A 10,764-nucleotide genomic window follows, 5' to 3' on the forward strand; every position below is an offset into this window, starting at 1 on the left:
AGCCAAAGTCAAAGCAGGGGCGCAAACCGGAGAAATTGAGGCACAGCAAGCCACGATCGCCCGCCTGCAAGCCGAACTCGCCGGACAACAGCAAATCTTACGAGCAACAATTGCCCGCCTAGAAGCCGAGCAGCGTAACGCCGCGATCGATCTGCAACGCTACCAGCAGTTGTATCAAAACGGTGCGATCTCCTCTCAAGAACTCGATCGCCGCAGTTTGAATGCTAAATCTGCTACCGAACAATTAAACGAAACTCAATCGACTCGCCAACAGACGATCGCGACGCTGCAAAAGCAAATTGAAGCAGCACAAGCGACTTTAAATAAAATTCAAGAAGTTCGTCCAGTGGACGTACAACTGGCGCAATCTGAAGTTGACAGGGCGATCGCGGCGATGAAACAAGCTCAAGCAGACTTGACACTCGCCTACGTGCGCGCGCCAACTGGCGGCGAAATTCTCAAAATTCACACTCGCGCCGGAGAAAAAATCAGTTCCGCAGGCATTGCAGAAATGGGGCGCACCGAGCAAATGATCGCCATTGCCGAAGTCTTAGAAGAAGACATTAGCAAAATTCGCCTCGGTCAAAAAGCCGCGATTAGTAGCGAGAATCTCGCCTTCGTTGGTGAACTGAGAGGCACAGTCATTGACGTTGGTAGGCAGATCGGTAAACAAGACGCACTCGACAGCGATCCCGCCGCCGACGTTGATGCCAGAGTCGTCGAAATCAAAGTCGGTCTACCCCCAGAAGCCAGCCAACGAGTTTCCGGTCTTACCTACGCCAAAGTTATTGTCAAAATTAATATTTGAGGGAGCAGGGAGCGCACGAGCAGTTATCAGTGACCAGTGACCAGTGACCAGTGACCAGTTAACAATCCACTACACCCCACACTTCCCACACCCCACACCCTACACCCCACACCCTACACCCTTTCTTCACTGGCAACTGATAACTGTCAACTGTCAACTGTCTTCACGGAGTGTAGCGAGCGCGTTTACCGTCAACCAACAACTAACAACCAATGACAAAATTAATTAAACGCAAAATTCCTTTAGCTTGGTTGCAATTGACGAGAGAAAAGCCTCGGCTACTAGTCGCACTAGCTGGAATTGCTTTTGCTGATATTCTCATGTTTATGCAACTGGCTTTTCAGCAAGCTTTATTTGATAGCAACGTGCGTTTGCATTCTAGTTTAGATGGCGAAATTGTCTTAATCAACCCTCAATCTAACGCCATCAATTTTTTAGAAAGCTTCTCTCAAAGACGCTTATATCAAACTTTAGCAGTTTCAGAAGTTGCGTCCGTACATCCTATATATTTAGGCTTGACTGAATGGAAAAACCCCGAGACTAAAGCGCTAGCTGAGGTTTTAGTGATTGGAACTAATCCCAGAGATAAAGTTTTCAATTTACCAGGGGTACAACAAAATATAGAAAAGATTAAATTGCCCGATGTCGTTCTCTTCGATCGCGGTTCTCGACCGGAGTTTGGCGCGATCGCTTCTGAGTTCGAGCAAGGGAAAAAGATTACAGCCGAGGTAGGCGGACGACGGATCGAAGTAGGAGGAATAGCTGAATTAGGAGCATCTTTTGGTTCTGATGGAAATTTAATTACTAGCGACCAAAATTTTTTGCGCTTATTCAAAGATCGAAAGTATGGCTTAATTGATATAGGTGTCATTAAATTAAAACCAGCGGCAAATGCTGAGATGGTTTTAGAAAAGCTGAGGCAATATTTACCGGATGATGTCAAAGTTTTTTCTAAACAAGAATTTGTCGATTACGAAAAAGACTACTGGGCGCGCAGTACTCCAATTGGCTTTATATTTACCTTGGGAACAATTATGGGTTTCATTGTCGGAACCGTAATTGTTTATCAAATTCTTTATAGTGAAGTGTCCGATCATTTATCTGAATATGCTACTTTGAAAGCAATGGGGTATACGCAAACCTATTTATTGTTAGTCGTTTTTCAAGAAGCTTTGATTTTAGCCAGTTTAGGCTACGTACCTGGGTTTGCTTTTGCAATTTTACAATACAATTTAGCTAGAAACGCAACTTTACTACCAATTTTTATGACTGCTAGTCGAGCAGTCATGGTATTTTTATTAACGGTTCTCATGTGTTTTATTTCTGGTTTTATTGCTGTGCGTAAACTACGGTCTGCCGATCCAGCAGATATTTTCTAGTTCGATAAAACTGAAGGCAATGAAAAAAGAATCTGTTATTGTCGTAAAAAATCTCAATCACTACTATGGCAAAGGGACGCTAAGAAAACAGACCTTATTCGATATTAATTTAGAAATTAACGCTGGAGAAATTACCCTCGTGACTGGAGCATCAGGATCGGGTAAGACGACATTACTGACTTTAATTGGTTGTTTGCGTTCCGTGCAAGAAGGAAGTTTAAAAATTTTAGGCAAAGAACTTTTTGGTACGAGCGAAAAACAACTAGTCAAGTTTCGTCGGCAAATTGGTTATATATTTCAAGCTCACAATTTATTAGGATTTTTAACAGCAAAGCAAAACGTACAAATGTCGGTAGAATTAGACCGCGATCTATCTCCATCATCTGCTGAGGCTAGATCGAAAGCTATATTACAAACTGTAGGTTTAGATCATCGAATTGATTACTATCCAGACAATCTTTCTGGAGGACAAAAACAACGAGTTGCGATCGCTCGTGCTTTGGTCAATCATCCAAAAATTGTCCTAGCAGACGAACCTACAGCTGCATTGGACAAGCAATCGGGACGCGATGTCGTCGAACTCATGCAATCTCTAGCTAAAGAACAGGGATGTACTATTTTGATGGTGACTCACGACAACAGAATTCTCGATATTGCCGATCGCATAATTGAAATGGAAGACGGTCGTTTAACCTAAAGAATTGCCAACAAACAAATAAAGAATCGACAACCATATTGATAACCAGCGAATGATTGAAGCGATAGGCTATTTTTAACCAAGTCAAAAGTCAAAAGTCAAAAGTCAAAACCAACTACCACAAATGACAAATGACAAATGACAAATGACAAATGACAAATGACAACCTTAAGAATATGCCTAAGACTCAAGATCCTTTTTCTCGATCCAAAAATGGTAAGGCAAATTCTAGTACCACTCTGGGTACAGACTCTCATCAAGGGGACTTGAAGAGAAGCAACACGCTGCGACCAATTCAGCGGATGCGATCGTGGAATTTAAAATTGAAAGCAACGATCGCGGCTGTTGTTGCTAGCGCCCTTCCAGCATTGGTAGTTGGTACGACGAATTACTTGGGAACTCAGGCGATTCACAAACAAGTTACCCAAGCCAGACAGCAAAATATCACTGAGTTAACCACAACAGAAAATGCCCTGCAACGGCAACTACAATCGCAAGTACTGGAAACTGGATTAATCGCAGCTTGGGCGGCGGCGATCGCATTTTTTTTAGTGCATCGTGCCATTCGTCCAGTATTAGATGCTACAGCAGTTTCTACTAAATTAGTCAATAGATTGAGTCAAGAAGATCTAGATGCTCGCGATCGCGTTGCTGGTCAAGACGAATTAGTTGCCCTAGAGTCAAATATCAGCGCGATCGAACAACAATTGCCAAAACTGTTATGGCAGCAAGAAGCTGAAGCCGAACGTGCCAGAATCTTGATGAAGATCGCGCACCAGATCGGAGAATCGCTATCGGAAGCAGATGTTCTCAGAACGACTGTAGAAGAAGTCCGCAAAGCCTTTAAAGTCGATCGCGTCGCAATCTTTCGCTGTCATAATGACTCTTTATGGGATGGAACTTTTGTAGAAGAATCAGTAGCATCGAGCTATCCTAAAATGCTGTGGGCGACAATCGATACCAACTTTTTCCAAGGGGAAAACATCGAGTTATATCGCCACGGTCGCGTGCAGGCAGTCGATAATATATATCAAGCGGATCTACCTGATGCTCGGATTGGACTATTAGAGAGATTCGCGATCGCGTCACAATTAAGCGCTCCAATTATCAAAGACAATCGGCTATATGGCTTATTAATCGCCAATCAGTGTAGGCAGTCACGCTCCTGGCAGCACTCGGAAATCGATTTAATTGCCCATGTAGCGGCACAAGTTGGATTTGCCCTCAAACACGCTGATTTGCTCGAACAAATAGATACGAAAGCCAAGCAAGCCAAGCTATCGATCGATATTACCCGTCGAATTCGAGCTTCGCTCAACGAAGAGGATATGCTTAAAACTACCGTCGAAGAAGTCCGTAAGGCGATGAAAACAGATCGGGTCATCGTTTATGGCTTTGACTTCAATTGGTACGGTACGGTCATCGCTGAATCAGTCGTACCAGGGTTTCCCAAAGCTATGTGGGCGCAAATTCAAGACCCGTGCTTTGCTGAAGATTATGTAGATAAGTATCAGCAGGGTAGGATAAACGCGATCGAGGATATCTATGCTGCTAATTTAAGCGAGTGTTATTTACAACAACTCGAACCATTTGCCGTCAAGGCAAATTTAGTCGCACCTATACTCAAAGACGATCGCTTATTTGGCTTATTGATTGCCCATGAGTGTGCTAAAACCCGTCATTGGCAGCAATGGGAGATCGATTTATTTACCCAGTTAGCCGCTCAAGTCGGATTTGCCCTCGACCATGCTAGGTTGTTACAACGTATCGATGCTGAGGGTTCTCGCAGTCAATTACTCGCCCAGGTAACGCGCCGCATTCGAGCCTCGCTCAACGAAGAGGACATTCTCAAAACTACCGTTGAAGAAGTCCGCAAAGCGATACAAACAGATCGCGTGCTGGTGTATGGTTTTGACGCTGACTGGTACGGTACGGTCATCGCCGAATCGGTCTTACCAGGATTTCCCAAAGCTATGTGGGCGCAAATTCAAGACCCGTGTTTTGCACATGGTTATGTTGAAAAATATCAACAGGGAAGGGTAAGCGCGATCGATGATATCTATGCTGCGGATATGAGCGAATGCTATTTGCAACAGCTAGAACCGTTTGCCGTCAGAGCGAATTTAGTTGCCCCGATTTTGAAGGACGATCGCTTGTTTGGTCTGTTAATCGCTCATGAGTGTACCAAGCCGCGCCACTGGCAACAGTGGGAGATCGATCTATTTACCCAATTAGCGACTCAAGTTGGATTTGCCCTCGACCATGCTAGGTCGCTCAACCAAATCGATAGAGCCTATCAAACAGCTACAGCGACATCTCAAGAGGAACGCCAGCAAAAAGAGGGACTTCAGCGTCAGATCTCAGAAATGCTGCGAAGTAGCCAAACCTCTGTCAAAACTCTTTCCCAAGAAGCGATCGCCCAAATGGATTCGGTTACACTTGCCTACGATCGCGTCCAGGCTGTCGCTCAAGTCACGGAAAAAATTGTTGCTACCGTCCAAGAAGCAGAACGCCAAATTCAGCCAGCCAAACCCACAGTAGAAACTGGTGAAGGGATTGTCAAGCGAACTATCAATACTATTGTGGCTACCCAAACAGCAATTTTTGAAGTTGCTCAAAAGCTAGATCGACTCGATCGCTCGACCCAAAAATTACCGCCAGCAATTGAGATTATCGGTCAGGTCATGTATCAACTTCAGTTGCAAGCGATGAATATTAAATTTGCTGTCTCACGCACTACCAACGGAGACAATTCAGAGTTTGTTCCCATAGCAGAGAAATTGCTTGCTTCAATTGGGCAGTTAGAAACAGAATTTACTCAAATGAAACTTCTGGTGGCAAACGTTCAGGCAGATACCAGGGAAGCCGCGATCGCGATTGAGGGGACAGAACAGGCGATCGTTAAACGTCAAGTCATAGAAGAAACTCAGCAAAAACTCAATCAAATTGCTGCTTTCAGCGCCCAGATGATCTCATTTTTTGAACGGGTTTCCCAAGTTGCAACCAGTCAAACACAGGCTTCGGCTGCTGCTAATCAGGCTATTTTGCAAGCAGCAAATATTGCTAGCAAGACTTCAGAGCGATCGATGGCAATGGCAGAATCTTTCACCAAACTCGCCGCCACAACTCAAGAATTGTAGGTTTACTTTAGATCTTATACTGGGCGATTGTAAGTCGTGGCTACACAGAAGCGGGCGGTTGGGCAACCCGTTGCCTAACATTAGCCGCGTACAAAACCTGCCTCCGCAGCTTTCAAAGCCTCTGTGTTCCACTAGTCCTTGCCTTGCGGACTAGCCTGCGGCAAGCCCCTGCGCGTCTACGCTTGTGTAGGCGCAAATTCTATTCGCTAAGCCTTGGCTCATTACCCATTTCCGTTCTCAATCTCTGTTCTAAGTTTTCCAAGTCTACGCCTAAATTTCTCAATACTATTACTCCCATGCCTTGCCCTTCGCGGAGAATTCCTAACAATAAATGTTCCGTGCCAATATGTCTATGGTTGAATTCTCGTGCCTGTTTTAAAGAAAATTCTAAGCATTGCTTTGCCCTTGGAGTAAAGGGAACTTCCGATCTCGGCGAACCTGTACCTCTGCCAATTCTTTTTTCTACTTCAATTCTAGTATTCTCAAAATTAACTCCCATTGCAGTCAGAACTCGCGCGGGAAGTCCGCTTTCTTCAGCAACTACGCCCAGTAATAACTGTTCTGTACCGATGTAATGATGTTTCAAGCGCTTAGCTTCATATTGAGCTAGAATAATTGCTTGAATTGCCTGTTGAGTAAATCTTTCAAATCCTATAGGTAAGGCAACTCGATCGAAAATACTGCCAAAAAAACCTTCTAGCGATCGCAAAAATCCTTCAAACATAAATCCTCCATAAGTAGATTCATTTTGAATTAGTTCCGCAGATGAGTATGTTTCATCTGCTTTTGAGGTATGTTGGCGAATACTGCAACCGTTGTACAAAAAGGACAATAAATCTTCCATCGTTGCAGCATTGGCGGAATACCAAAGAAATTGTTTATCTCTCTTGGCATTCACTAAACCTTCATGCCGTAACTTTTCCAAATGGTGTGAAAGGGTGGAATTGGGAATATTCAGCACCGCTTGAATCTCCCCTACTGTCCTTCCTTCTGGATAAGCAGCAAACAGCGATCGCATAATCTCCAGCCGAGGTTCCGATCCCAGTGCCGCAAAAATATCTGCGTACTGAGCTGTCTCTTTATTTTCCATATTTCTAGTTTAATCGAAATAAAAAGAATGTCAATCAAAGGTTCTCCACATACATCAGTAACAGGGCATTATCTAAAGATACTCAATCCATCCTTTCATCTCATCAGGAGTCAGCACCTCGGAAATCAGAATCAAGCTACGAATAATCTCTCCGAGAGTGCGAACATCCTTTTTACAAAAAGCAATACCCCAATGCTCTGTGGTTTGACTGGCAATTTTGAGGAAATCCGTATCGTGCGTTACAATAATACGCCCTTGCTGACAAGCAAATGCTAATTGTGCCTCATCTGTTTGTCCCCTTAACCCCATCTCTACTGTCGTTGTGACATCAATCGATTGACGGCGTAAAGCTAGAGCAATATCAGGATCGACGTTTTCATCCAAATGGAAACGAATGCGGTTACTCACCTCTCAAAGCCTTCAGCTTTGCTTGCAGTCTAGAAGGACGACTGTGCATCAAAGCATTGACAAATGCTTCATCTGCCTGCATTTGCTGCTCGATTTCGGCTTGGCGATCGTAGTAATATGCCATTGCTGCATAAACAGATGCTAAGGGGAGATCGTACTTACCTGCAATTAATTCCAATGACTGTCCCATCTGCAAATACATCATGGCAATATCTGCCACTGTGATGCGGGTTCCAGCAATTCTCGGCTTTCTACCCCGTATTTCTGGTGTAATTTCGATGTACCGATTCAGTGTAACTTCCATAGTAATATTTTAAACCTTACCCCCACCCATCAGATATAACAGTGCCATCCGCACCGCTACCCCACTCGTCACCTGCTGAGAAATCAGACTGAATTGAGGATCGTCCATCAGATCGGAACTAATTTCTACGCCACGGTTGACAGGACCTGGGTGTAAAACTTTGACATCAGGTTTACAAAATTGTAGGCGATCGCGCGTAATCCCAAATAACTGATGGTACTCTCTAATACTTGGTAAAAGATGCTGCATCATGCGTTCCCTTTGCAACCGCAGTGTCATCACAAAATCTGCATCTTGTAATGCAGGTTCGATTTGCCAATGTAAAAATAATTTGCGATTTGGTAATTGGTAATTGGGAATTGGTAGTTGGTAGTTGGTAGTTGCTCCCTCAGCTCCCTGCTCCCTGCTCCCTGCTCCCTGCTCTCCGACAAACTCCCCAAACAACTGCGGTAACAAAGTCGGCGGTGCGGCGAGGTGGACTTCTGCCCCGCTAGCGGTTAAGCTCCAGATATTCGATCGCGCTACCCGTGAATGAAGGATATCCCCAACGATCGCAATTTTTTTCCCCTGTAACAGTTCCAAGCGCGGACGATCGGGATCGAGCAGAGTGCAAATTGTAAATAGGTCGAGTAAAGCTTGAGAAGGATGTTCGTGCTGTCCGTCCCCAGCATTCAAGACTCCGACGCGCACACCCAAGCGATCCATTTCAGCTGCGATCGCTTGAGGAACTCCCGCTTCTCGATGGCGAATCACCATCATATCGGTTCCCATTGCCAAGTAGGTTTTTGCCGTGTCTAATATTGTTTCCCCCTTCGTCAAAGAAGAGGTAGAGGCGGTAAAGTTTAGCGTATCTGCCGATAAACGTTTGGCTGCTAATTCAAAACTGCTGCGGGTACGAGTCGAAGATTCAAAAAATAAATTCGTTACCACCTGTCCTTGTAAGGTTGGGACTTTCTTCGTCCGCCGCGTCAACACCTCTCGAAAACTTGCAGCGGTCTGCAACACCGTGTTGTATTCTTCCGGCGTAAAATCTTCTAGAGACAAAATGTGATGGCGATTCCAGATCATAGGGAGCAGGGAGCAGGGAGTAGGGAGCAGTTATCAGGGAACAGGGAGCTGAGGGAGCTGAGGGAGCAAAACAATTCAAAATTCAAAATTCAAAATTCAAAATTCAAAATTCTTACACCCCACACTTTCCACACTTCCCACACCCTACACCCTACACCCTACACCCTACACCCTACACCCTATCTACTACCAGCCACTAGTCACTGTCAACCGTCTACCAACAACCAGTTACCCGCTAAAAAGACTGTTAATTGCTGAGAGCAATTCGTTTAAGTTTACTGGTTTATGAAAGTAACCGTCAGCCCCTTGTTGTAAAGCACGGCGACGAGTTGCCATATCTGCTTCAAATGAAAGAAACCAGATAGGTATACTAGCTGTAATCGGTTCATCACGCAACTGTCTTAAAATTTCGTATCCATTTTGTTCTGGCAGCTCCAGTTCGCAAATAATTAAGTTTGGCTGTTGTTCTCTGGCTAATTGCAAGCCCGAGCGACTATTATCTGCGGTCAAAACCTGAAAGTTATTCAAGGCGAGAAAGTCAGAAATTAATAGTAGAGAATATGCATCATTATCAATTACTAGAATTTTCCTCACTGCTATCTCGCGATAAACTTCATCTCAGAACAGAATTAGTATTTACCCCAACTAATTTGGAGATTTTGATTGCAATCCCCAGTAGTTCGTAGTAATTACGGACTTGTTTTTACAACTTTGTAACGCTATAACTTTTGTTTCATAGTATCATATTATACCCAGATTTGACTAAACTAACTTTTTTAATAATGTTATAGACAGTCCAAATCTATTAGCAGGTCAGGTGCTATAATGAACTGCTTCAGATTTTCATCCGCTTTAAACTAGTAATAAACTTCACAAAGAGCGTGAGTAAATTCTCTTCTACACGGATGCGATAAATTAGACGATAAACAACGCGGCAATTACGATGAGTTGATGTAGCAGTCCGATTGGTACATTAGAGCGATCGCGCTTTGAGAAAGGTAGCCAAACAGCTTACGATCGAGAATAGAGACGCTTATGGGGAAACACTGCATGGATACGAAAGCTTTTAAACGATCGCTCCAACACTCGGAAAACTATCATCGTAAAGGGTTCGGTCATGAAGCTGAAGTTTCTGGGATGTTGCAGTCGGAATATCAAAGCAATCTGGTGCAGCAAATTCGAGATAACGGCTATACTCTGCAACAAGGTGACGTAACAATTCGCTTAGCAGAGGCATTTGGTTTTTGCTGGGGAGTAGAACGAGCCGTAGCAATGGCATACGAGACGCGCCAACATTTCCCCACGCAGCGGATCTGGATTACCAACGAAATCATCCACAACCCCTCTGTTAACCAGCGGTTGCAGGAAATGCAAGTGGGCTTTATTCCAGTTGACGGCGGAATTAAAGATTTTACAGTCGTAGAATCGGGCGATGTGGCAATCCTACCCGCTTTTGGGGCTAGCGTACAGGAAATGCAGCTACTCAAAGAGAAAAATTGCACGATTGTCGATACGACTTGTCCCTGGGTGGCTAAAGTTTGGAATACCGTAGAAAAACATAAAAAAAGCGAGTACACTTCAATTATTCACGGCAAGTACAACCACGAAGAAACGATCGCCACTAGTTCTTTTGCGAATAAATATTTAATCGTGTTGAATATGGCACAAGCTGAATACGTTTGCGATTACATCTTGAATGGAGGTAGCCGCGACGAATTCATAGCAAAATTTAGCCGTGCTTGTTCGGCAGGATTCAATCCCGATACAGATCTTGAAAAAGTTGGGATTGCCAACCAAACCACCATGCTCAAAAGCGAAACCGAGCAAATCGGTAAACTATTCGAGCGCACGATGATGCGAAAGTACGGTC

At 44.2% G+C, this 10,764-nt stretch carries 12 protein-coding genes; 7 read left to right on the forward strand and 5 right to left on the reverse strand.

Annotated elements, in window-relative coordinates; translation table 11 throughout:
* The 5 genes from ACRC32_RS04130 to ACRC32_RS04150 all read left to right on the forward strand — a co-directional run.
* Positions 1–808, forward strand: an 808-nt coding sequence (locus ACRC32_RS04130; protein ID WP_438552787.1) for an HlyD family efflux transporter periplasmic adaptor subunit, incomplete at its 5' end; no start/stop codon positions are given.
* Positions 809–851: 43 nt separating this feature from the next.
* Entirely contained in the window at positions 852–1,037 is a 186-nt protein-coding gene (locus ACRC32_RS04135) for a hypothetical protein (RefSeq protein WP_438552788.1), read from the forward strand.
* A complete protein-coding gene (gene devC, locus ACRC32_RS04140) occupies positions 1,021–2,187 on the forward strand; it encodes an ABC transporter permease DevC (protein WP_438552789.1) in 1,167 nt (388 codons plus the stop codon). Before ACRC32_RS04135 ends, devC begins: the two co-directional genes overlap by 17 nt.
* Positions 2,188–2,206: 19 nt before the next feature.
* The gene (locus ACRC32_RS04145; protein ID WP_438552790.1) at positions 2,207–2,884 is read left to right on the forward strand and encodes a DevA family ABC transporter ATP-binding protein; all 678 of its coding nucleotides are present in this window, start codon (positions 2,207–2,209) and stop codon (positions 2,882–2,884) included.
* Between the two features lie 152 nt (positions 2,885–3,036).
* Positions 3,037–6,024 (forward strand): GAF domain-containing protein, encoded by a 2,988-nt coding sequence (locus ACRC32_RS04150; protein ID WP_438552791.1) that lies wholly within the window; start codon positions 3,037–3,039, stop codon positions 6,022–6,024.
* A gap of 199 nt (positions 6,025–6,223) precedes the next feature.
* Here the strand turns inward: ACRC32_RS04150 and ACRC32_RS04155 are convergent, their stop codons facing one another.
* From ACRC32_RS04155 to ACRC32_RS04170, 4 genes are all read right to left on the reverse strand, one after another.
* A complete protein-coding gene (locus tag ACRC32_RS04155) occupies positions 6,224–7,114 on the reverse strand; it encodes a metalloregulator ArsR/SmtB family transcription factor (RefSeq protein ID WP_438552792.1) in 891 nt (296 codons plus the stop codon).
* Between the two features lie 72 nt (positions 7,115–7,186).
* Complete coding sequence (locus ACRC32_RS04160) at positions 7,187–7,522, reverse strand: DUF5615 family PIN-like protein (protein ID WP_438552793.1); 336 nt, start codon at positions 7,520–7,522, stop codon at positions 7,187–7,189.
* A complete protein-coding gene (locus ACRC32_RS04165; RefSeq protein ID WP_438552794.1) occupies positions 7,515–7,826 on the reverse strand; it encodes a DUF433 domain-containing protein in 312 nt (103 codons plus the stop codon). Before ACRC32_RS04165 ends, ACRC32_RS04160 begins: the two co-directional genes overlap by 8 nt.
* 9 nt (positions 7,827–7,835) lie before the next feature.
* Positions 7,836–8,894, reverse strand: coding sequence for an aspartate carbamoyltransferase catalytic subunit (locus ACRC32_RS04170; protein WP_438552795.1), 1,059 nt, complete (start codon positions 8,892–8,894; stop codon positions 7,836–7,838).
* Here ACRC32_RS04170 and ACRC32_RS04175 point away from each other — a divergent pair.
* The gene (locus tag ACRC32_RS04175) at positions 8,877–9,152 is read left to right on the forward strand and encodes a hypothetical protein (protein ID WP_438552796.1); all 276 of its coding nucleotides are present in this window, start codon (positions 8,877–8,879) and stop codon (positions 9,150–9,152) included. The two genes, ACRC32_RS04170 and ACRC32_RS04175, sit on opposite strands and share 18 nt — an antisense overlap.
* Here the strand turns inward: ACRC32_RS04175 and ACRC32_RS04180 are convergent.
* Positions 9,123–9,488, reverse strand: coding sequence for a response regulator (locus ACRC32_RS04180; protein WP_438552797.1), 366 nt, complete (start codon positions 9,486–9,488; stop codon positions 9,123–9,125). The two genes, ACRC32_RS04175 and ACRC32_RS04180, sit on opposite strands and share 30 nt — an antisense overlap.
* Positions 9,489–9,944: 456 nt before the next feature.
* Here ACRC32_RS04180 and ACRC32_RS04185 point away from each other — a divergent pair.
* Positions 9,945–10,764: 4-hydroxy-3-methylbut-2-enyl diphosphate reductase (locus ACRC32_RS04185; protein WP_438552798.1), on the forward strand; the 820-nt coding region annotated here is incomplete at its 3' end.

The sequence above is a fragment of the Chroococcidiopsis sp. genome (genome assembly GCF_051657925.1).
Taxonomy (GTDB): Bacteria; Cyanobacteriota; Cyanobacteriia; order Cyanobacteriales; family Chroococcidiopsidaceae; genus Chroococcidiopsis.

What these genes read in the sequence shown, in the direction of transcription:
- devC (WP_438552789.1), top strand. Translation starts at nt 1,021, where the DNA reads ATGACAAAATTAATTAAACGCAAAATTCCTTTAGCTTGGTTGCAATTG.
- ACRC32_RS04150 (WP_438552791.1), top strand. Translation starts at nt 3,037, where the DNA reads ATGACAAATGACAACCTTAAGAATATGCCTAAGACTCAAGATCCTTTT.
- ACRC32_RS04145 (WP_438552790.1), top strand. Translation starts at nt 2,207, where the DNA reads ATGAAAAAAGAATCTGTTATTGTCGTAAAAAATCTCAATCACTACTAT.
- ACRC32_RS04155 (WP_438552792.1), bottom strand. Translation starts at nt 7,114, where the DNA reads ATGGAAAATAAAGAGACAGCTCAGTACGCAGATATTTTTGCGGCACTG.
- ACRC32_RS04165 (WP_438552794.1), bottom strand. Translation starts at nt 7,826, where the DNA reads ATGGAAGTTACACTGAATCGGTACATCGAAATTACACCAGAAATACGG.
- ACRC32_RS04170 (WP_438552795.1), bottom strand. Translation starts at nt 8,894, where the DNA reads ATGATCTGGAATCGCCATCACATTTTGTCTCTAGAAGATTTTACGCCG.
- ACRC32_RS04175 (WP_438552796.1), top strand. Translation starts at nt 8,877, where the DNA reads ATGGCGATTCCAGATCATAGGGAGCAGGGAGCAGGGAGTAGGGAGCAG.